29 protein-coding genes are annotated in these 20,453 nt (G+C 57.9%); 8 read left to right on the forward strand and 21 right to left on the reverse strand.

The genetic code is table 11. The features are described 5' to 3' along the window. The 3 genes from ACUVSA_RS12975 to ACUVSA_RS12985 all read right to left on the reverse strand — a co-directional run. On the reverse strand, positions 1–1,043 hold a 1,043-nt coding region (locus tag ACUVSA_RS12975), incomplete at its 3' end, for a two-component system sensor histidine kinase NtrB (RefSeq protein WP_445895144.1). Positions 1,044–1,816: 773 nt separating this feature from the next. Next, positions 1,817–2,062 carry a hypothetical protein gene (locus tag ACUVSA_RS12980; RefSeq protein WP_445895145.1) on the reverse strand — a complete coding sequence of 82 codons (246 nt, stop codon included), beginning with the start codon at positions 2,060–2,062 and terminating at the stop codon, positions 1,817–1,819. After that, positions 2,047–2,544 carry a tetratricopeptide repeat protein gene (locus ACUVSA_RS12985; RefSeq protein ID WP_445895146.1) on the reverse strand — a complete coding sequence of 166 codons (498 nt, stop codon included), beginning with the start codon at positions 2,542–2,544 and terminating at the stop codon, positions 2,047–2,049. The genes ACUVSA_RS12980 and ACUVSA_RS12985 overlap by 16 nt, the downstream gene beginning before the upstream one ends. A gap of 499 nt (positions 2,545–3,043) precedes the next feature. Here ACUVSA_RS12985 and ACUVSA_RS12990 point away from each other — a divergent pair, with 499 nt between their 5' ends. After that, entirely contained in the window at positions 3,044–4,234 is a 1,191-nt protein-coding gene (locus ACUVSA_RS12990) for an FprA family A-type flavoprotein (protein WP_445895147.1), read from the forward strand. On the opposite strand, the gene ACUVSA_RS12995 is transcribed toward ACUVSA_RS12990, so the two are convergent. Then, positions 4,223–5,260, reverse strand: coding sequence for a radical SAM protein (locus tag ACUVSA_RS12995; RefSeq protein WP_445895148.1), 1,038 nt, complete (start codon positions 5,258–5,260; stop codon positions 4,223–4,225). The genes ACUVSA_RS12990 and ACUVSA_RS12995 overlap by 12 nt on opposite strands. Before the next feature lie 67 nt (positions 5,261–5,327). Between ACUVSA_RS12995 and ACUVSA_RS13000 the strand changes: the two genes are divergently transcribed. Continuing rightward, complete coding sequence (locus ACUVSA_RS13000) at positions 5,328–5,822, forward strand: hypothetical protein (protein WP_445892073.1); 495 nt, start codon at positions 5,328–5,330, stop codon at positions 5,820–5,822. On the opposite strand, the gene ACUVSA_RS13005 is transcribed toward ACUVSA_RS13000, so the two are convergent. From ACUVSA_RS13005 to ACUVSA_RS13030, 6 genes are all read right to left on the reverse strand, one after another. Beyond that, complete coding sequence (locus ACUVSA_RS13005; RefSeq protein ID WP_445895178.1) at positions 5,795–6,499, reverse strand: diguanylate cyclase; 705 nt, start codon at positions 6,497–6,499, stop codon at positions 5,795–5,797. The genes ACUVSA_RS13000 and ACUVSA_RS13005 overlap by 28 nt on opposite strands. Then, a complete protein-coding gene (locus ACUVSA_RS13010; RefSeq protein ID WP_445895149.1) occupies positions 6,483–6,659 on the reverse strand; it encodes a hypothetical protein in 177 nt (58 codons plus the stop codon). The genes ACUVSA_RS13005 and ACUVSA_RS13010 overlap by 17 nt, the downstream gene beginning before the upstream one ends. A gap of 131 nt (positions 6,660–6,790) precedes the next feature. Then, the gene (locus ACUVSA_RS13015) at positions 6,791–7,363 is read right to left on the reverse strand and encodes a response regulator (protein WP_445895150.1); all 573 of its coding nucleotides are present in this window, start codon (positions 7,361–7,363) and stop codon (positions 6,791–6,793) included. Between the two features lie 43 nt (positions 7,364–7,406). Next, the gene (locus ACUVSA_RS13020; protein ID WP_445895151.1) at positions 7,407–7,574 is read right to left on the reverse strand and encodes a hypothetical protein; all 168 of its coding nucleotides are present in this window, start codon (positions 7,572–7,574) and stop codon (positions 7,407–7,409) included. Positions 7,575–7,606: 32 nt separating this feature from the next. Then, entirely contained in the window at positions 7,607–7,903 is a 297-nt protein-coding gene (locus tag ACUVSA_RS13025; protein ID WP_445895152.1) for a hypothetical protein, read from the reverse strand. Between the two features lie 280 nt (positions 7,904–8,183). After that, complete coding sequence (locus ACUVSA_RS13030; RefSeq protein ID WP_445895153.1) at positions 8,184–8,606, reverse strand: chemotaxis protein CheW; 423 nt, start codon at positions 8,604–8,606, stop codon at positions 8,184–8,186. Between the two features lie 188 nt (positions 8,607–8,794). Here ACUVSA_RS13030 and ACUVSA_RS13035 point away from each other — a divergent pair, with 188 nt between their 5' ends. Genes ACUVSA_RS13035 through ACUVSA_RS13060 form a run of 6 tightly spaced genes read left to right on the forward strand, consistent with a single transcriptional unit; the run spans position 8,795 to position 11,178 of the window. Continuing rightward, positions 8,795–9,292, forward strand: a complete 498-nt coding sequence (locus ACUVSA_RS13035; protein WP_445895154.1) for a response regulator — start codon at positions 8,795–8,797, stop codon at positions 9,290–9,292. Between the two features lie 15 nt (positions 9,293–9,307). Beyond that, the gene (locus ACUVSA_RS13040; protein ID WP_445895155.1) at positions 9,308–9,544 is read left to right on the forward strand and encodes a PAS domain-containing protein; all 237 of its coding nucleotides are present in this window, start codon (positions 9,308–9,310) and stop codon (positions 9,542–9,544) included. 21 nt (positions 9,545–9,565) lie between these two features. Next, the gene (locus ACUVSA_RS13045; protein ID WP_445895156.1) at positions 9,566–9,826 is read left to right on the forward strand and encodes a PAS domain-containing protein; all 261 of its coding nucleotides are present in this window, start codon (positions 9,566–9,568) and stop codon (positions 9,824–9,826) included. A gap of 8 nt (positions 9,827–9,834) precedes the next feature. Beyond that, positions 9,835–10,563 carry a PAS domain-containing protein gene (locus tag ACUVSA_RS13050; protein ID WP_445895157.1) on the forward strand — a complete coding sequence of 243 codons (729 nt, stop codon included), beginning with the start codon at positions 9,835–9,837 and terminating at the stop codon, positions 10,561–10,563. Further along, positions 10,530–10,958, forward strand: a complete 429-nt coding sequence (locus ACUVSA_RS13055) for a hypothetical protein (RefSeq protein ID WP_445895158.1) — start codon at positions 10,530–10,532, stop codon at positions 10,956–10,958. The genes ACUVSA_RS13050 and ACUVSA_RS13055 overlap by 34 nt, the downstream gene beginning before the upstream one ends. Next, positions 10,942–11,178 (forward strand): sensor histidine kinase, encoded by a 237-nt coding sequence (locus tag ACUVSA_RS13060; protein WP_445895159.1) that lies wholly within the window; start codon positions 10,942–10,944, stop codon positions 11,176–11,178. The genes ACUVSA_RS13055 and ACUVSA_RS13060 overlap by 17 nt, the downstream gene beginning before the upstream one ends. On the opposite strand, the gene ACUVSA_RS13065 is transcribed toward ACUVSA_RS13060, so the two are convergent. From ACUVSA_RS13065 to ACUVSA_RS13115, 11 genes are all read right to left on the reverse strand, one after another. After that, entirely contained in the window at positions 11,150–11,878 is a 729-nt protein-coding gene (locus ACUVSA_RS13065) for a DVU0298 family protein (protein WP_445895160.1), read from the reverse strand. The genes ACUVSA_RS13060 and ACUVSA_RS13065 overlap by 29 nt on opposite strands. Next, a complete protein-coding gene (locus tag ACUVSA_RS13070) occupies positions 11,875–12,081 on the reverse strand; it encodes a ferredoxin (RefSeq protein WP_445892080.1) in 207 nt (68 codons plus the stop codon). The genes ACUVSA_RS13065 and ACUVSA_RS13070 overlap by 4 nt, the downstream gene beginning before the upstream one ends. 401 nt (positions 12,082–12,482) lie before the next feature. Next, the gene (locus tag ACUVSA_RS13075; RefSeq protein ID WP_445892081.1) at positions 12,483–12,977 is read right to left on the reverse strand and encodes a ferritin-like domain-containing protein; all 495 of its coding nucleotides are present in this window, start codon (positions 12,975–12,977) and stop codon (positions 12,483–12,485) included. Positions 12,978–13,010: 33 nt separating this feature from the next. Then, complete coding sequence (gene rd / locus ACUVSA_RS13080; RefSeq protein ID WP_445892082.1) at positions 13,011–13,169, reverse strand: rubredoxin; 159 nt, start codon at positions 13,167–13,169, stop codon at positions 13,011–13,013. 99 nt (positions 13,170–13,268) lie between these two features. Continuing rightward, the gene (locus tag ACUVSA_RS13085) at positions 13,269–15,605 is read right to left on the reverse strand and encodes a heavy metal translocating P-type ATPase (RefSeq protein WP_445895161.1); all 2,337 of its coding nucleotides are present in this window, start codon (positions 15,603–15,605) and stop codon (positions 13,269–13,271) included. Then, a complete protein-coding gene (locus ACUVSA_RS13090) occupies positions 15,592–15,792 on the reverse strand; it encodes a heavy-metal-associated domain-containing protein (RefSeq protein ID WP_445892084.1) in 201 nt (66 codons plus the stop codon). The genes ACUVSA_RS13085 and ACUVSA_RS13090 overlap by 14 nt, the downstream gene beginning before the upstream one ends. Positions 15,793–16,041: 249 nt before the next feature. Further along, positions 16,042–16,284 (reverse strand): hypothetical protein, encoded by a 243-nt coding sequence (locus ACUVSA_RS13095; protein WP_445892085.1) that lies wholly within the window; start codon positions 16,282–16,284, stop codon positions 16,042–16,044. Between the two features lie 6 nt (positions 16,285–16,290). Next, complete coding sequence (locus ACUVSA_RS13100; protein ID WP_445895162.1) at positions 16,291–17,784, reverse strand: SagB/ThcOx family dehydrogenase; 1,494 nt, start codon at positions 17,782–17,784, stop codon at positions 16,291–16,293. 39 nt (positions 17,785–17,823) lie between these two features. Next, positions 17,824–18,159 (reverse strand): hypothetical protein, encoded by a 336-nt coding sequence (locus ACUVSA_RS13105; RefSeq protein ID WP_445895163.1) that lies wholly within the window; start codon positions 18,157–18,159, stop codon positions 17,824–17,826. Between the two features lie 49 nt (positions 18,160–18,208). Continuing rightward, the gene (locus ACUVSA_RS13110) at positions 18,209–18,334 is read right to left on the reverse strand and encodes a hypothetical protein (protein ID WP_445895164.1); all 126 of its coding nucleotides are present in this window, start codon (positions 18,332–18,334) and stop codon (positions 18,209–18,211) included. 54 nt (positions 18,335–18,388) lie between these two features. Beyond that, positions 18,389–20,452, reverse strand: coding sequence for a thioredoxin domain-containing protein (locus ACUVSA_RS13115; RefSeq protein ID WP_445895165.1), 2,064 nt, complete (start codon positions 20,450–20,452; stop codon positions 18,389–18,391). Between the last annotated feature and the right edge of the window lies 1 nt (position 20,453).

Genomic DNA, 20,453 nt, shown 5'->3' on the forward strand with positions numbered 1-20,453 from the left:
GGTGCCATGGGCAGAAGCACATGAAAAGCAGCCCCTCCCTGCGGCGCATCCTCCACCCATACGGCGCCGCCCAAACGTTGCACGACGCCGGAGACGATAAAAAGACCGAGGCCTGTGCCTTCTTCCGGTTTTTTGGTCGAAAAATAGGGTTCGAAGATCTTTTCTCGAACCTCGGGCGAAACCCCAGGCCCGCTGTCCAACACCGACAGACGAACCCAAGGCGTTGGCGCGTCTGAAACTTTTCTTAAAAAATGCGCCGTCTCACAGGGGCATTCCAGCTGAAAACGGACCCATCCGCTCTTTTTGCCGACCGCCTGATAAGCGTTCACCCCCAAATTCATCACAATCTGATGAAGCTCCACAGGATCCGCTGGAACCGGGGCCGTCTGCGGCAGTTTTTCGTAAGAAATTTCCAAGAATTCGGGCACGCCGGCTCGAAGCAGCTTGACGCATTCCTTCAGGATAGGCACAAGATCCGCACCCTTTTCTGCGGACGGGTTGTCTCGGCTCAAAAGCAGAATCTGGCCCACTAGATCTTTGGCTCGGCGGGAAGCGTCCAAAATCCTCATGAAATACCGATGATGGGGTTCTTCTGAAGCGCTTCGACGCGCACCCATCTGGGCATAGCCCAAAATGGGCATCAATAAGTTGTTGAAGTCATGTGCTATGCCAGCGGCCAGAGCCGCCAGGGCTTCCATCTTTTGGACGCGATGGATTTGTTTCAGCAGTTGCGCCTTTTCAGCCTCGGTTTGTTTTCGCGCGGTCAGATCTTCAAAGACGGTAAGATTTTCCCCGGAAGGCAAACGCGTTACGTAATTTTCCACCCACAACTCAATGCGCTCGTCCCGGTAACGCGTGACGGCAAATTTTTCGGGAACGCCTGTTTTCCAGACCCTTTGAAGAACCTCCAGCAACCCCGTCTCCCGCACGCCGGGATACACTTCGGTGAGGCGCCGACCGATGTAGGCCTCTCGAGGCATCTTGCCGATGGATGTCCCAGCGGGATTAATGTCCTTGAAGACGAAATCTTTCCCTTCATCCACGGCCTCTTAGACGGCAATACCTGTGGACACGTGCTGAAAGATCTCGTGAAAAAGCCTGGATTCCGCGTTCAAATACTGATCTGCCACAGCTTTCCTCTCCTGCTTCGACCGTCTTTAGACCGTCCACCTTTTTCGAAGCCGGTGTTCGCTGAAGCACAGAACCGAAAACAGAAGTAACCTTTTTAACAATGTGGAAGCAACTCTCATTTGACAGATGCGTTATTTGCCGAAGACCGGATACCGAAAACTCAAGTGAGACAGCAGGTGGTGGAACGGGTCCTGGGCCGCGATTCCTTGTGTCCTGCCGGCGCCTTGTCGAAGGGACCCAGCCGAACCATTGTCGGGCAAGCTGGAAACTGGTCAGCGGCCGGACAGGCTGAGAAGACACTTCAAGACGCCGCTTTGAACCTTGAAGCAATGCGCTTCTGCGCATTCGCCCTACCTTCCGCATCCGCAATGATCTTGCCCTTCAGCCCATAAGACCACGGACCGGCAGGAGCCGGTCCCGCCGATTTTATGCCCCATTCCTCCCTCAAAGGAACGCACTTCGGCGTGTCCGCAAAGCCGCCCACCTGCAGCACGCTGTCCCTTTACGCGAGCAAGCGACGGACTGTCAGAAAGCCATCCCTTCACAAGAAATGGTTCCCCTACGGCCGGTCTTGCCGCATGGTGAACCGTGAGAAGATGCTCTTTCGGAAGGTAAAATCAAGCTTGAAGACGCGGCCCCTTCGGCGCCTTTGACGACTTTCGCAAAAACGCACCGCCAACGGGCGTCAGCGCTTGGAAGTCGGCCGTTTGGGCTTGGGCACTGAAATGCGAAAGATGAGCAAGGCCGGAAGCACAATGAGGCCCACGAAGCCGATCTTTCGGGTCTGTTCCGGGCTCAGGACATCGCCCCAGGTGTGAATAAATCCCATACTCGGATCCAAAGTTGCCGCCTGCCGATACGCCTCCCGCGCCAAAAGTTCGTTGCCGCGGTCGAGCTCGATGCGGGCGCGCACTCTTAGGGCTCGCGCCATGGCCAAGGCATCGTCGTGTAGGCGCAGCACGTGCCCCACATCCCTCTCCGCCTCAGCAACTTGTCCCAATTCGTAGAAACCTCGGCGCGATGACTCAGAACGTCGCTGCGATGAGGATCCCAGGCAGCCGCTTGATGAAGATCGGCCAAAGCCCTTTCCCATTGCCGGCCTTTGATGGCAATGAGGGCGCGAAAGAGCAAAGCCCGAATGTCCCCTCCTCCCTTTTCCAGATAAGCCGTCAGATCGGCCTCGGCTTCCGGCAACTTGCCTTGATAGTAGTAAATGGTCCCCCGTTCTCTAAGGGCTTCCACTGGGGCGTCATCTCGAGCCAGGGCTTCCGTGTATAGGGCGGCGCGCCGGTACATCAGGGGATCGTTTTGGGCCTTGTGGAACAATTCCGTTGCGGTTTGCATGGCATAGCCGCCGGACGCTTGACTGGTCATGAGCATCATGATGCCAAGGAGACAGGTGATGAGACGCATGGGAGCTTCCTTTCCAGCCTTGAATTCGAGAGCGGGAAGTGCCGCTTCAACGATGTTATCGGCATTTTGCCGCGCTAAGCTAAACACTCTTTGTGTCTTCGGCAAGTTCGCACGCATTAGATAAACGGTTCTCGGTTTTTCAAACCTCAGAGAACAAAACCCTCAGAGCGCCTCCGGCATTCAGCTCCAAGAAAGTTTCGGGTTCCGGACTTAACGGCTCTTCTTTGTGGTGACCGAGACCTTCCGGTCTCCGGCTTTTGAAGGCACGGCCTCCTACCTTCCGTTCATGCGGGGCCGCTGGAAGCCGGTTCCTTCGAGCCACCTGGCGCGACGATGGCTCTCGGTTTTCACCGCTTTGACCACGCCGATTTTTGTGTCGGCTTCCCTGTGGCTGTGAAAAGCTTTTTTCTCAGCCCATCCCGCCCTTCTTATGCACGGCCGCCTATGATAAGAGGACGCAATGAAGAAAGAGTTTTCCTTCAACCGAAAGGAGCGCTCCATGACCAAATTGCCCAGGGTTGCCTCAGACACCTTTTGGGTCGGCGTCAACGACCATGAAACCGACCTTTTTGAAGCCCTATGGCCCTTGCCTTATGGCGTCTCTTATAACGCCTACCTGGTGGTGGGTGAAAAGATCGCTCTCATCGATGCGGTCAAAGGCCATTTCCTTCCCGAGCATCTGCGCAAAATCCGCGAGGTCCTGCCCCCGGGCCGGTCCGTCGACTACCTGATCATCAACCACATGGAACCGGATCACACAGGAGCCCTTGAGGTTCTTCGGTCCGTCTTTCCCGGCATGACCATCATCGGCAACAACAAGACTCTGGGCATGTTGGAAGCCTTTTACGGTTCGTCCTCGTCGTGCCGCCAAGTGCAGGACGGGGACCTTCTGGACTTGGGAACCCACAAACTGCAGTTTCATCTCACGCCCATGGTCCATTGGCCCGAAACCATGATGACCTATGATGGGGCTACGGGGGTCCTTTTTTCCGGCGATGCCTTTGGCGGTTTTGGCGCCGTGGACGAAGGCCTTTTTGACGACGAAGTGAACCTGGAAAAGATGCACAAGGAAATGCTTCGCTACTTCACCAACATCGTCGCCCGTTACGGCCAGATGGTCCTTAAAGCCATCGACAAACTGCGGCAGGTGCCCTTTACGGTCGTGGCTCCTACCCACGGCACCGTCTGGCGCCGGGATCCGTCGATGCCTGTGCGTCTCTACGGGCGCTGGAGCGCTCAAGAATGCGATCCGGCGGTGGTGGTGGCCTACGGCTCCATGTATGGAAACACCTATCGACTTGCGGAAGCCGTCACCCGGGGGCTTACTGAACATGGCTTTCGGCCCTTGGTGCACGATGTGGCCCGCACGCATGCCTCCGAGGTGATCGCCGATATTTGGCCGCGCAAGGGGCTGATTCTCGCGTGCCCCACTTACAACACGGGACTGTTTCCTCCCATGGAGGCTTTGTTGGCCTTTCTGGAAAACAAGCTCCTCAAGCATCGCCTTGTGGGTTTCGTGACCAGTTACGCCTGGGCCGGCGGGGCTCGAAAGGCTCTAGAAGATTTCGCCCACAGGTTGTCCTTGGAGGTGGTGGAACCGGTGGTGGACGTCAAAGGGGCGGGGACGCCCCAGGATCTGGCGCAGTGCCGGCTTCTCGCGTCCAATCTGGCCGAGCGGTTATCTCAGTAGCGCCGATCGAAGGGACCGGCTCCTGCAGGTTCGCGGGGCGTTCTCACCGGGGGATCCAATGGCGGACACGCCGAAGCCCGTTCCTTCTATACCCGGGGCAGGCTCATTGCATGGGCAGGTTTCCTGGGTGAAGCCACGGCGTAGACCCAAGCGCCAGGCGGCGTCCACAGCGGCCTGGATTTCTTTCGGGGTGGGTTTGCGATCCAATGGAGGCTTTTTCAAGGCTTTGTGCGCGGGAAAGTACTGATCCATCAGGCTCACCCACACCCCTTTTCCCAAAGCCCGCCGCAGAAAAGCCAAGCATCGGGCCGTGCCCGACAAATCTTCGGGCAACACCAGATGGCGAACCAAAAGGCCGCGCACCGCCACCCCTTCCCGGTTGCAGCGCAGAGGCCCCACCTGCCGCCACATGGCCAAAAGGGCCCGCCGATTCTGCACCACGTAGTCGGCGCGGCCGCAACACCAGGCCGCCACGTCCGCAGAGGCGAATTTGATGTCCGGCAAATAAATGTCCACGACGTCCGCCAGTTGGCGAATCAAGGAAACCCTTTCGTAACCGCTGGAATTGTACACAATGGGAAGGCGCAAACCCCGTCGGGCCGCAATGATAAGAGCCTCAAGAAATTGTGGAATTTGATGGGTCGCGGTCACAAGATTGATGTTGTGCACGCCGCGCCGCTGCAGCCGAAGCATTTTTTCGGCCAAAGTCTCGGGGGTCATCACGCGGCCCACGCCCATCTGACTGATGGGATAATTCTGGCAATAAAGGCAATGGAGCGTGCAACCCGAAAAAAAGATGGTCCCCGAGCCGCGGGTGCCTGCAATGGGTGGTTCTTCCCATGGGTGCACGCTGACGGCCGCTATCTTGAGACGGCCGTCGGTGCGGCAAAAACCCAGTGTGCCGGACAAGCGGTCCACGCCGCAGCGGCGCGGGCAGAGATCGCAGGCGCGAAGCCGCTCCTTCAGAGCCGCCGCCATGGCCTGCAGAGCTCCTGAGCGCAAAGCCTGAACATACCGCGGCGTCATCTCATCACGGACGGTGTCACCTTTAAAGGCCGCTGTGCCATGACGTTTTTCAAGCAAGGAAGATCTCATGATGGAAAAACCCGATCCTCAAGCCCTTGAAGCCACCCTTCGGCATTTTCAAAAGCTCGCCAAAGAAAACCGGTTTGCCGAAAACGCCTCCTATCCCCACAACACCGCATGGTGCCTGGTGTGTCATCCAGAGCAGGCCGGCGGCGATCCCTTTCAGCTCTATGTAAACATTGTGGCCCACTGCATCCCCATGCGGCGGCCTCGGCTGGATGCCGACCTCATCGCCGCCATTCGCGAAGACCTTTTGTGGGCCGGTCTAAACGTGCCCGTCACGCTGGAAGATCTACGCAGCCGAAAGGCCACGGCTCTTCAAGCCTTTCGGCTTTGGGTGCGCAACGCTTTGGAGACAGGCCTGGAACTGCTTTCCGTTCACAGTTCCACCAGTTTATCCTTTTCTCTAGAGGACGCTCAAGGAATACCGGAGCGGGAAGCTTTTGTCGAGGCATGCATCGATCGGATCATGGATCACATCTTGACTGGAAAGTCGCCTTGATGCACTTCGGTGCGGTTTCGGCCGTTTCCCTTGGCACGATAGAGGGCCGCATCGGCGGCGGCCACCGGCGCTTCCAGGCTCACTTTGTCGGCCAGGTGTGCCGGCACACCTGCCACCCGGAAACTGGCGGCGAAACGCACCGGCCCCTTGGGAATTTCCACGGTGCTGTGCGCCGTCAAAAACCCCGGCCGGTCGGCCGCTACGGCCGCCTGATCGATGGCCGTTTCCGGAAGGACCACGATAAACTCTTTCCCACCGAAACGGGCAATCCAGTCCAGACCAGTGCGCAGCGAACGCTGCATCAGCGCGGCGAAATACTGCAGCACGGCATCGCCTGTTTGATGGCCGTAGATGTCATTGATTTTCTTGAAATGGTCAATGTCCGAGATGACCAGGGACAGAGGCCGTCCCTGCCGGTGACTTGCATGCAAAAGTTTAGGCAGCTGTTCGCTGAGATAGCGCCGATTATACACCCCTGTCAGGAGATCGGTGACGGACAGGCGTTCTACCTCTTCCTTGCGTTTTTTGAGTGTGGCTTCCAGGTTGAGAATGCGCTGCGCGGTTTTCAACCGCGCCGCCAGTTCCGCGGAATGCACGGGCTTGATCAGATAATCGTCGGCACCCGCTTCGAGACCCGCCACAATATCGTCCAGGGCGTCTTTAGCCGTCAGCAGCATCACATAGACGTAGCCTGGAGAGGTCGGGTTTCAAGGCCAGAGCCTTTTGAACAGCATCTTCTCCGTCCACGGTGAAATCCACCACTTGAAAATCCGCTTCCTTTTCCAGAAGATAGCGAAGGTACTCCCGAAAGGTCATGGAGTCGTCCACAATGAGCACGCGTTTCGGTTCCGCCGTGGTGTCTCTCCGGCCCCAATGAGGCGGCAATGATATTCTTTAGGTCTCCCTAACCCAGTGCCGTGACATGTTCCCCCTTGTCCTAAGGGTGCATCGGCTTGAAGGCGACCGTTCTAACCCGTAAAACGCACCAGCACGTCCAGAAGGGTGCTTTGATCAAAGGCGCTTTTGACAATATAGGCATCCGCGCCGGCTTCCAGATCCTGTTCTCGGTGTTCCCTCGAATCCAGGCTGGTGACGAGCACCACCGGCACATGTCTGAGTTTTTCTTCCTGCCGCATGGTGCGCGTGAGTTCAAAACCGTTCATGCGCGGCATTTCCACGTCGGAAGCCACCACGTCAAGGGCCTGCTCCCTGAGCAAGGCCAGAGCCTCCCGTCCGTCCACAGCTGTGGACACCGCGTAGCCGGCGGCGTCCAGAATGTTCTTGAGCAGTGTCCTGGAAGTGACCGAATCTTCGGCCACAAGCACGGAGCGCTTTCTTTGGGCGGCTTTGATGAGCACGCCGCGAAAGGTGGCCAGAGACACCGGCAGATCCAGAATAATGCGGGTACCACGCCCTTTTTGGGTTTCCACACGGAGACGCTCCCCAACGCCTCCACTCTTTCCTTGACAACGGGCATCCCCGTGCCCTTGGATGACCAAACTGGCCTCCTTGCCCAACTGTTCCGCGATCTCCCGAACCATGCAATCCTCGAAGCACTCAGGAGAACAGTTGGAGCAGCACGTCCTAGGCCCCCTCCATGAGCTCATCCACCAGGGTAGCCAGGGTGCGGGCCGTCTTTTGCGCCGACGCCATCGCGCGGACCACCTCTTCACTGAGGCCGTACAGGGAACTTTGAATGTCTTCGATGAAACGGCACAGCGCCTTAAGGTTCTTTAGGGAGACAGGAACCATGCCGCGCCGGTATGGGTGGCCATGGTCTTGAGTCACTTGAATTCCTTAAATTCGACCGAGCAAGCTCTTTTCAGCCAGTCGTGGCGACACTTGAGGTCCTTCAGGTTTCGCAGGTATTCGGCCATGGCCAATTTTGCAGAGATGAGTTCCTCAGCTCTCTTGAGGAACACATCCACGCGCCGTACGTTCACGCGAACCATTTGACCCGCCGACGGCGTGAACCTCAGCCCGCGATCTTCCTGTGTCACCTCCGGGGTGTTGGGTTGGGAAGAAGGCGAAGGAAAGGTGGGCGGGACCGTGGCGGCGTGCCGCGCCGGCTCCTGACCCATGGTCTTCTCCTCTGGCCATGCCTTTTGAAGAGCGGACAAAAAAATTCTGGGCGACTCCGAATCACACGCACATACGCGAGCAAATCTCGCTCAGGGTGCGACTCAGCCTCTCAAGCCCCCGAACAGCCGCTTCCAACTAGGATGCCGCTTCCGTGTTCTGGCTGCTGGCTTCTCGAATATTTTGCACCGTCAGCACCAGTTGTTCCATGCCCACCAAGTGTTCTTGACTGTGCGCGGCAAACCACGAAGCACATGGTCGGTGGCGCGGCGCCCTTGGAGGCTACCCGTGCCGGCCAAGGTAATCCGTGTTCACCACGAATATTGTTTTCTCTTCGCACTTGGCCACTTGACAAAAGGGCCCGGCACTTCTGTGGAACATGAGTTCATAGATGCCGTTGCGGCCCACATGCAAAGATCCGATACGGCACACCTCATCGGCTCGAATACCAACAAGTCCAGAGCTGTTGAGCACAATGAGGAAACGCTCGGGGGCCCGGAGAGCTTTGGCGGGATATTGCAGAGCCCTTTTGAGGTCAAGGATGGGAAGCAGGTCGCCGTGAAGGTCCAGCACCCCCAAAAGTCCGTCAGGGCCGTCAGGCACCGGGGTTACGGCCGCCGCTCGAAGAAGGCGGTGCACAGAAGCCAGAGGCACCGCACACCATTGCCCGTCAACGGCAAAAATCACGTACTTCGAAGGATGCATGCATCGTTTCCTTTTCTTCATTTGATGACCTCAAGTCCTGACCATCACAAGAGAACTAAGCAGAATCTGGACCATTCACGTCGCTTATCGGAAGGTCGCAAGTCGAACTTGAATCCTGCCGATTGGGAAAATGCATGGGGCGCGGCTTGTGATGGCTGCGGTGGACAAATGCGCGGAGGATAAAATTTATGGCACGCATTCTCCTTGTGGACGACGAGACCGCCATTCGCCACTTGGTTTCCAGTGCGCTCGCGCACTTCGGTCATGAGTGTGTGAGTGCCCTTGACGCCGCTGCGGCCCGGGATCTCTTGAAGACACAGAGTTTCGAACTGGTCATTGCGGATGTGAATATGCCCGGTGAAAACGGGCTCGATTTCATCGCCCATGTGACCGAGGCGTATCCGGACATGGCCACGCTCATCCTATCGGTTCTGGATGATCCGGCCGTCGCCCAAAAGGCTTTGGACATCGGCGTCTACGGCTACGTGATCAAACCCTTCGACATCTTTGCCTTGCGTATCTCCGTGGAATGTGCGCTGCGACGCCGGGAACTGGAGATCGCCAACCGCAGGTACCGCGAAGACCTCGAGCGGCTCATGGAGCAAAAAACTCAGGAACTCCATCGTTACCAGGAAGACTACGCCGCCCTGGTCAAGAACCTTCCCTGTGTCGTCTCCACGGGTTAAAAAGATTGGTCGCTGGTGTTTGTTTCGGAACAGATTCGAGAGGTCACGGGCTATGATTCAGAAGTCTTTCTTTCAGGCCAAAAACGTTGGAACGAATGCATTGTGCCGGAAGATCTTCCCATCCTGTCTCAAGCCATCCAGGAAGCCATCCCACGGAATGGCGCCTTCATTCGACAATACCGTATCGTGGATGCGCATGGTCGAATTCGGTGGATTGAGGATCGAGGCCGCGTGGTGTTGATGCCCGACTGAACGTTAGATCACGTCTCCGGAGTGATTTTTGACATCACCGAGCGCAAGAAGGCTCGAGAAGCCTTGCAGCGAGCCAAGGAAGAGTGGGAACGCACCTTTGATGCCGTTCCGGCCCTTATCGACGTGTCGGACAAGGATTTGCGCATTCTCAAGGTCAATGCGGCCTTTGCTCACCGGCTGGGAATGCCTCGCGAGGACATTGTCGGCGCTATTGCTACGAAGTGCTTTATGGACGGCCGGAAAAATGTCCCAAATATCCATGGGAAGACGCCGAGTCTCTGAACTTTCCTTTGGAGCGGGAAGTTTACAATGAGCACCTTGAAAGCTATTTCCACATTACGAGCGCCCCTCTCTATGATCGCGGCGGGTCCATGGCCGGGAGCATTACCGTATCCCACGACATCACCGCCCTCAAAAAAGCCGAGCAGGAAGTCCGCAAGGCCCACCAGGAGCTGGAACAATTCGTGTCGGCCATTTCTTCCCTGCTCATCGGGCTGGATCCTCAAGGGCACATCACGCGCTGGAACACTGTGGCCGAAACGGTTTTCGGATTGCCCGAGGCACAGGTGCTGGGCAAAAAATTGAACGAACTCCCCATTGAATGGCAATGGGAGCGGCTGGCCTCAGCCATGGCCTCCTGTCGACGAAGGGAGAAGAGACAGGGCGTGGACGATCTTCGATTCACGCGCCCGGACGGCCAGCCCGGCTTTCTCGGCTTCACCATCAACCCCATTCGCTTGGATCATGGAGAAAACCTGGGGCTGCTCATCATGGGCGCCGAAATTACGCAGAGAAAGCTCCTGGAAGCCCAATTGGCCCAGGCCCAAAAGTTGGAATCCATCGGCCAATTGGCCGCCGGCATCGCCCACGAAATCAACACGCCCGTGCAGTTTATCGGTGACAACATAGGTTCCTGGCTGACGCCTTTGCGGACCTTTCCATGTTACAGGAAAAATATCAGGCACTGCTGCGGTGCGCTGGCCAAGTGGACGCCTTGGCCGATGCGGTGCGTGCAGTGAAAGAGGCTGCGGAGGCCGTCGATTTGGATTATCTCTCCACTGAAATCCCACGCGCCATTGAACAGAGCCTGGAAGGCGTCCAGCGGGTCGCCAAGATTGTTTTGGCCATGAAAGAATTTTCCCACTCCGGCCACGAAGAAAAGACCCCGACGGATATCAACCGAGCCTTGGAAAACACGGTGACCGTGGCGCGAAACGAGTGGAAGTACGTGGCGGATCTGGTCACCGACCTGGACCCGAACCTTCCGCTGGTCCCGTGCATTCCCGGCGAAATGAACCAGGTGTTTCTCAACATCTTGGTCAACGCCGCCCACCGTCAGAGACGCCGTGCAGCATCAACCCGACACCAAGGGCACCATCACGGTGGCCACGCGGCTGGTGGACGATTGGTGTGAAATTCGCTTTTCGGACACGGGCACCGGTATTCCCGAAAAAATTCGGCATCGAATCTTCGACCCCTTTTTCACCACCAAGGAAGTGGGCAAAGGCACCGGCCAAGGCTTGGCCATCTCCCATCACGTGGTGGTGGAAAAACACAGGGGGGAATTGCTGTTTGAAACCGAAGAAGGTCGAGGCACGACCTTTATCATTCGCCTGCCGCTGGAAAATTCGTGAGGTTTTCTCGAAGGGCGATGGCCGAAAGGGCTTCCTGAGCCACTCGCGCCACGGTGGTGTTCTCCAAGGTTTCCAGTCGATACAGCCGCACGGAGCTCGCATCTCCAGTGAGGGCCTTCACGACGGGAAGGCATGAGCAATCGCCCACGGCACCCAACCCCCACAGGGCCAGAGCTCGAAACAGGGCCTGAGGATGCCCGCTGTAACGGATCAGGTCGTGACGACTCTCCGGAAGAAGTTTCGGGTGGGCTTGGACAAGACGCGCCAAAGCCCACAGAGCCCCTGTGAGCAGAGGTTCGTGCTCCAGGTAGTTTTCGTCTTCCCTCACAAAGGACAACACGAGCCGACCGTATTCGTGCGCCAAGGCAGGGCTGCGGGCCAGAGCTTCTCCCATGGCTTCCGGAATACCCCAGCCGATCCCACCCGATTCGTCGTTGAGGTGCCATAAAAAACGGCGAACAATAACGCGGGCCGATTCCAGGTCGGCTTCCGCCAAGGTCGCCGTGACGATGCCCGCGGCCGTGACGGCGTGCCATCGAAGCCCCTCCTCCGTGGAGCACAAAAAGGACAGGAGCGGATTGATGGCCTGGCGAGGGGCAAAGGCTCGCCAGACGTCGAGATTTTTTAAAAAATCAGGGGACGCCAAAAGGCTTCGTATGTGCTTTTTGTCCACACGCCTTGAGGCCTGTTGTCCAGTCATGAGGTCGTCTCCTCATCGTCCTCCCAAAAAATGCAATGGGACGGGCACATCATGATGGCTTCCTCAACCAAGGCCTCGGGATACACTGCACATTCCTGCACCTCAATGTAACCCGTTTCGTTGCGCACAAACACCTGAGGGCACACACTCACACATCCTTCACAGTCCACACAGTCGCTCAAATCCACCACAGGCCGACGCATTTTTCACAGGGCTCCTTGTCCAGATCTATCAGGCAATGGGCATGGAAAAAATTCTCACCGCACTGGTCCATAAAAAAACCGGATCCCTTTTCGAATCCGGTTGCTTGACCGCGCCGCCATCTTCACGCCTCAACGTCCGACGTGAGAACCCGGTACCACCCTGGGCTCATTCTGGATGCGCATCCCAGAGTGCATCACGCTCGCGGGCCGCGCTTTGTTCCCGCCCTGCGTTGGGAACTCTCGAAGGGACGGCGTCCACGCGATCCGCGTCATTTGAATGGACCGGCTGCTGCCGGTCCGTTAATTCCGCGGACGGCCAGGAGGCCGTCTCTTTGCAACGAGGGGGACGGAAATCGACGATTCAGGCACGAGATCCTCGCCCCCCTTTCTCGGGCGCGTGCCTAATGGGTCATTTTTTTCAATTGCAGCGCCAAGCGCCGCAGATGTTCCTGTTCTTCCTTGACCAGCAAGCCGATGAACCGGCGGCCTTTTTCTTCCTCTGTAGCATCCTGCATACTCAGGAAAAAGATCACGGAATCTTTTTCAAACTCCATGGCCAGGCGCAAAGCGTCCACGGCGTCCTGGACCTTGGCGATCTGGGTGTCCACGCTTTCACTCGTGCGAAACACGTGCCCGTCGGCCATCATCTTAAGGTAAAGGGCCGATTCGTTGTTGGGGTCATACACCGTCGATTGAGCCGCTTCGGTTGGCAACTGCGCCTTGAGTTCCTGAAATTTTCTTTTGTGTTCCACTTCCTGCTGGGCCAAGTCTTTAAAGATGGCCCGCACTTCGCCATCCTCGATCTTGGCCATCGCCTTTTCATAAAAGGCTCTACCATTTTCTTCGATTTCCACGGCGATTTGAAAAACCTCTGCCGCATTGAATCCAAAAATCATGAACTTTCTCCTTACGAGGCCCTCAGAGGTCGGTTACTCTGGAGCAAAGTCGCTCTTTGCGGCGCCGCACACAGGGCAGGTCCAATCGTCGGGAAGTTTCTCAAACGGAGTGCCCGGAGCCACACCGTTGTCGGGATCACCTTTTTGGGGGTCATAAACATAACCACAGATTTGACACACGTAACGGGCCATAGGATCCTCCTCTCTTGGCATAGTTCTCAATGAGTGACAGCTTCTCCTGCATAACACGCTTCATATACGGCACCACATCGATCACCTTACAAACATAATTCATTTACCCGGCGTTGCAACGCTTAGGCGGTGTTTTTGCCATACGCGCCGCAAGCGCAAAGCATTGCTCACCACGGACACCGAACTGAAGGCCATGGCCGCCGCGGCCACCATGGGGTTCAACATGAGGCCAAAAACCGGATAGAGCACACCGGCCGCTATGGGAATGCCGGCGCAATTGTAAAAGAATGCCCAAAACAGATTCTGGCGGATGGTTCTCAGGGTCAAACGCGACAGGACCATCGCTTCGGCCACCAGGCGCAGATCGGGACGCATGAGGGCAATGTCGCCGGCTTCCACCGCCACATCGGTTCCACTGCCCATGGCCACCCCCACATCGGCAGCGGCTAAGGCCGGGGCATCGTTGATGCCGTCCCCGACCATGGCTGTCACATGACCGTGCCGTTGCGCCTCACGCACAGCGTCCGCTTTGTGTTCTGGAAGCACTTCGGCGACCACATCATCGATACCCACAAGGGCAGCCACCGCACGAGCCGTTGCGGCGTTGTCTCCCGTGATCAAGCCCACGCGCACACCCAAATCCTTGAGCGCCTCCACGGCCTCTCGAGCATGGACTCTGGGGTTATCGCGTAAACCCACGAGGCCCACGGCCTTGGTGTCCCGAGCCACATAGACCACCGTCTTGCCTTGTTCTACCCAGGTTTTTGCGGACGTTTCCAGAGCCTGGACATCCACGTTCCACTCCGTGAACAAGCGTCGATTGCCCACCATGACGGCAACCCCGCCTACGTCGCCTTTGGCCCCAAGTCCTGAAAGGGCCTCAAAGCCCTGGACCTCGCGCAACGGCAGTCCTTCGGCGCGGGCGTGCTCCACGATGGCTCGCCCTAGAGGATGCTCGGAAGCCGCTTCCAAAGATGCAGCCAGCTGAAGCACGTCTTGAGGATTGACCCCCAGGACCGCCGACACGTCCGTCACCACAGGACGGCCCAAGGTGAGCGTGCCCGTTTTGTCGAAAAACACCGTATCGACTTTGTGGGCCTTTTCCAATACTTCGCCGCCCTTGATCAAAATGCCCGCTTCCGCCCCCAAACCCGTGCCCACCATGACGGCCGTCGGCGTGGCCAGCCCCATGGCACATGGGCAGGCGATGATGAGCACCGAGACGAAATTGAGAACGGCTCGGCCCCAATCCAGTCCCGGCACCACAAAAGCCCACACCACAAAGGTGACCACAGCGATGGCCATGACCACGGGCACAAAGACGGCCGCCACGCGATCGGCCAACCTTTGAATGGGTGCTTTGGACCCCTGGGCTTCTTCCACCAGCCGTATAATCCGGGCGAGAGACGTGTCGGCCCCCACGCGCGCCGCCCGCACCACCAGAGTTCCAAATCCGTTCACTGTGCCGGCAAACACCCGATCTCCCCGCGTCTTGTCCACGGGAAGGCTTTCTCCGGTGAGCATGGACTCATCCACCGTGGAGGTGCCCTCCACCACGTCACCGTCCACAGGAAGGCGTTCTCCGGGCCGAACGCGAAGCAGGTCTTCCGATTGCACCGCTTCCACGGGCACCACCTTTTCGACCCCGTTGCGCAGCACGCAGGCCGTGGCGGGTCTCAGTTCCACCAGCCTTTGAATGGCCAGGGAGGTTTTTCCGCGGGCCCGCGCTTCCAGAAACCGCCCGAGAAGCACCAGGGCCACGATCATGGCCGCCCCATCGAAGTACAAGTGAGGATGCCGGCCTGTCCGATCAAAAAAAGAAGGTGCCACGACGGCGGCCACAGAATACCCATAGGCGGACAGGGCTCCTACGGCCACGAGCGTGTTCATATCAGAAGTCTTTTGGCGCAGGGCCTTCCACGCCCCTCCAAAGAATCGGCTGCCTACCCAAAAGACAGCCGGCGTTGTCAAAAGGATGAGAAGCCCATGAAGCATTCCGGGCGGAATGCGATCCACACCGGGCAGATGCGTTCCCATGGAAAGGATCATGACCAGGGCGGAAAGGAGGCAGCCCACCACCACTCGCCGCTTCAAATCCGCCGTTTCCCGGCGACGGCGCGCCTCCAGAGGATCTTCCCGCCACCCTTCCTCCACAACGCCCAAAGACTCATACCCCGCCTCCGACAGAACCCGATCGAGGGTCTTGGGGTCGAGGGTTCCCTCTTCGTGCAGAAGGACGGCTTTGCCCGTGGCCAGATTCACCGCCACGTCGGTGACACCTGGAAGATCCCGAAGCACATTTTCCACACGCCGCACACAAGCGGCACAGCTCATGCCCCCAATGGAAACAATCGTCGTGGCTCCGGCACGCCGAACGGACTCGTTGTCCCTCGTGCTCTGGGTGGGCTTCATGGGAACATTTTCAGACGAGTTCATAACCCGCTTTTTCGATTTTTCGGCGGACCGTTTCCCTATCCAAAGCACTGGCGGTTTCCACCGTCGCGGTACCCGTAGCCAAATCCACCTGAACGTGGTGAATCCCTGGAATCTCTTTCAAAGCCTTTTCCACCGCTTTGACGCAATGGCCACAGGACATGCCTTTGATGTGCAGGGTCTCCGTCATGCTCATCCCCTTTTTTCTCGTTTCATTCCCCCGTCGAGAAACATTTCTGCACGGCTGGAAAATGCGCGGTCCGGCAGAAGCCGGTCCCTCCGAGCTGCACCGAGGGGTGGGCCCCCACCGAAGGGGCGGCCTACTGGCCGTCCGCGAAAGGTGCGGACCGCGAGGACCCGGTCCTTCCCTGCCAAATCGGGTGCGTGCGTCCCTGACTTCCCCAAACCACACGAAGGCCGTTTCTTTGAACGCCTCCGATCACGACACGGCATCATCCGCAACGCGTCGTTTCCAAAAAGCCAACAGGCCGTTTCTTCCAAAAATGACCTGTACCAGTTCCCACCCCTGCCGGCCACGTGCGTTCAAGAGATCTTCCAAAACGGCCGCCTGATCCACAGGCACATCTTCCAGGCTGCAGTCCCCATGATCCGTGCAAAAATAGGCGGTTTCGCGGAACGCCTCCGCTGGATGTCGCGTCACCGAATATTCAAAACGATCCACGTCCGGTCAACTCCTCAGTTTTTTGACACGCCCCGACGCTGTGAGATAAACCACGTCGCGGCTCGATCCCAGATGAAAAAGGCTGCGCAGCTCTTCGTCATAGTACGCGCCGATGCCACAGCACCCCAGCCCTAGAGCCGTGGATGCCAAATACACCCGCTGCCCCAGACGACCGGCATCCAGCAGGGCGGATCGGTAACCTCGAGGCCCACAGGCTTCGAGGACGTTCTTCCATGAAACACAAAAAAACACATGAAACAAAGCATGTTTCAGCCATTCCTGATCCAGGCACGCGCGTGCTGACGCCCTACGCACATCTTCTTTGGTCATCACCTGTGCCGCTTCCTCGTCGGCATGCCAGGCATAAACGCCCGCGGGCAGTCCCTCGGCTTCACCGCACGCCATAAGCACCTGGATGGAAGGGCACAAAGCGCCGTGCAGCCGCAGGCTGTGCCACAAGGTCTGCCAGACGTCAACGGACACGCGGGCCGAGACAAAGTTGCGATGAGAGCGGCGGCGCCTCACGCATTCCGCAAAAGAAAGCCCTTGGGGAAGCGCCATGGGACGAGGAATTTTCATAACCTCCTTTTCACGGTCCGGAGCCTTCGCCTCCTTGCGTGTCCCCCAATCCCCAGCGCCCCTTGAGACTGTCCCAAGCGCCGTCTCTCGATGGGCCTCCACAATGGTTCGCGGCACCGCATCCCATGGACTCAGGCGGCACGCTTCAGGCTGTACCGGGTCCCATTGCGGGGCATCGTCACGCAGCGAAAATTCTCGAGAAACGCTCACGGTCTCCGCCGTGTCCTTCCCCGAAGATTCCCAAACCAAAACGGCCACACAGGCTTCTCTTTCGGCATCCACGCCGAGAAAGGCATTGAGACCGGCGTCGTTGAAGCGGTCACAGACACAGGCCTTGAGACCTTCCGATCGAAGGACCAATTGGACGTTTTCCACGAGATGCCCGGCGTCCAGCAGGCAGTACCGATACGCACGGTCCCGGTATTTCCAGGCACTTCGAAAGAACAGCGTGGTGACGAAAAAGGCGGCCGTCGGCGAGGTTTTCGAAGCCAGAAAAGACCCGGCACGCAATCGCACCAGGCGGTTTTGACCCGGATCATAATGGTAAAGGCCGTCGTCCAGGTCCTGCACCCCCTGAACGGCCGCGTAAAGTTCACAGGGATAAAGCGCTCCCGCCGAAGGCACGGATCGAAAATAAAAAGCGTCGGAGCCTGTACCGCTTTGGGCCGTGATGCCGTAACTGAGTCGGAAAACGCGGCTCAGAGTTTCAAGGTCAAGCCCGCGCGTTTCGTCAGGAAGTTGCTCAAAGAGCACCTGAAAAAAAGGCTTGGATGAGCCCGTGAAACCCCAAGGCAAAGGCACCTCAAAAAGTCCGCGATACGTCTTAAACACCTGCGGACGGGCCCTCCAGTCCAGAAAACCTCCACCCAAGGCGCCGCGCTGGTACGCCGTCCGTTCATGATACGAAACGCCGCCGCCCACGACCACCCTCCTTATACCTGGAACCGATTGCCTAAGATCTCAGCCTCCCCACGGCATCTGCGCATAGGCCTCACTGAGCTTGTCTCGAAATTGCCGGAAAAACATTTCATGTTGCCTTTCCCATCGGGACAGCATGGACAGGGCGTCTTTGACCTTGCCCTGAGCCTTTGAGGCCATGGCGGCATAAAACTCGCTCAGGTCCTTTTCGATCAGCCATGCCGTATTGAACACCGTCACATCGGGAACCGTGGACCCGTGCAGGCACTGTTCCATGAACTCTTTCTTGGCCCTTTCATCAAAGTAATCCGTGGGTTCCAGCACCAGATCCTGAAGTTGCCCGGGATCCACTTCCTTGCCTCGATGCAGTTCGTCCAAAATGCGGCTGATGAAAGCGATGTGTTTGTCTTCTTCCGCGATCAGCCTCTTAAAGGCACTGACGGCCGCCCCGATGCCGAGGCGCTGCAGCGCCGTTTGGAAAAACCTTTTTTCCCGTCTCTTCCTGATTCAACGCGTATTCGAACACCTTGATCACCGCTTGATTGCCGCTCATGACCTTTCTCCTCGAAACCTTGTTCGCTCCTCTCTCGTTTCCCACCTCACGTCTTCAACAAGCCTCGTTCAAGAGGGTGCGCAATTGTTCCACGTCGGTGGTCGGTGCCGCACACTGTCTGGCTCGGCACACATAGGCCGCGGCCCGACCTTCCACAGGGTGCATGGAGGCCACAAAGGGGGCCAGCTTTTCGATGACGGCGCGCCGAGCCTCGTCCAAGGGTTTGACCACAAGAACTGTTCGAGGCCGAAAGCCCTGCCGCACGCATTGCACCATGGCCTCCTTTTCCAGGTTCGAGCCCGTTCCCACCAGCACCACCTCGCATCCTGGACCCAAGAGGCGATCCCAGCCGTTGAGAAAATGGGTATAGGCGCGAGGGTATTTTTTCACTTCATGCGCAAAGGCACGCACAATACCGTCGGCTGCCTTTTCCCAGCGCACATCACCGGTGATTTGGGCAAGGCACCCAAGAGTATTGAGCGCTGTGGAATTGCCCGAAGGCAGGGCGCCGTCGTAGACCTCTCGTTCCTTGATGATGAGCTTCTCCGCATCCTTGGCCGTGTAATCCAGACCGCCGCTTTCCGGATTCCAGAACAGGTCCAGCATGGCCTCGTGCACCTCCACGGCCTTTTGTAAAAATTCCACGTCCAAAGAAGCCTCGTAGAGCTCCAGCAAGGCCCAAGCCAGAAAAGCATAGTCGTCCAGATAGCCTCGATGGGCCACATGGCCGTGGCGATACCGGCGGTACAGGCGGCCCTGAGGGTCTCGAAGCGTGTTCCAGACGAAATGCACCGCCTTAGTCGCCGCGCTCAGGTACTGTGCCTCCCCGAGCACTCGAAACCCCAGGGCCAAAGCAGCGGCCATCAAACCATTCCACGCTGTAAGAATCTTGTCGTCCTTGAGCGGCGCGGGCCGAGTCTTGCGGTGCATAAAAAGTGCAGCCCGCGCATTGTCTATAAGGTCCACAAAGGCGGGCACGCTCAGGCCAGCCTGTGAAGCGAGCGTTTGCGCCATTTCCGCCACATGCAAAACGCTGCGTCCCTTCTCAAAATTGCCTTTGGTTGTGACGCCGAAATATTCGCACGCCCACCGAGCCTGATCTTCCGGAAGCACGGCGGCGATTTCTTCCGGTGTCCAGGTGTAAAACAGCCCTTCTTCGCCCTCGGTGTCGGCATCTTCCGCGGAATAAAATCCTCCGTCCGCGTCGGTCATGTCCCGTAAAACATAGGTGAAGATTTCCCGGGCCACCTGAGCGTAAAAAGCCTTGCCCGTCACCTGATAGGTTTCCAAATAGGCCATGGCCAAAAGAGCCTGGTCGTAGAGCATCTTTTCGAAGTGGGGCACGAGCCATCGCGCATCCACGGAATACCGGTGAAACCCGTAGCCCAACTGATCGAAAAGGCCGCCTTGGCGCATGGCCATGAGGGTCTCTTCCACCATGCCGAGAGCCGCCGGATTTCCCGTGCGGGCATGGTATCGCAGCAAAAAAGTCAACTGATGGGGTGTGGGAAATTTGGGGGCGTCCCCAAAGCCGCCCCACCGCGGGTCAAAGGCTGCTCGAAGCTGGCCGAAGCCCCGGTCCAGATCACTTTCCTCCAAAAAGGATTCCGGACCCTGCGAAGCCTGCTGCAGCACTTGCAGAATCTTGTCCCCCGTGGCCATCAGCTTGGGCCGTCCGTCGCGCCATAGCCGATGCACTTCCCGCAACAGATCCAGGAATCCGGGCATGCCCAAGCGCGCCGACTTGGGAAAGTAGGTGCCGGCGAAAAGGGGCACCTTCTCCGGCGTCAAGAACACCGACAAGGGCCACCCGCCATGCCCCGCGATCACCTGGCACACGCGCATGTAGACCCCGTCGATGTCCGGACGTTCTTCGCGATCCACTTTGACCGCCACAAAGTGCTCGTTGAGGTAACGGGCCACCTCGGGGTCTTCAAAGGATTCATGGGCCATCACGTGGCACCAGTGGCACGTGGCATAGCCGATGCTCAAAAAAACAGGTTTGTCTTCACGCCGGGCTTTGGCAAAAGCCTCTTCGCTCCATGGATACCAGTCCACAGGGTTGTCGGCGTGCTGCAGCAGATAGGGGCTCTTTTCCCCGGCCAGCTTATTGGGCATG

The organism is Desulfosoma sp., from assembly GCF_052743555.1.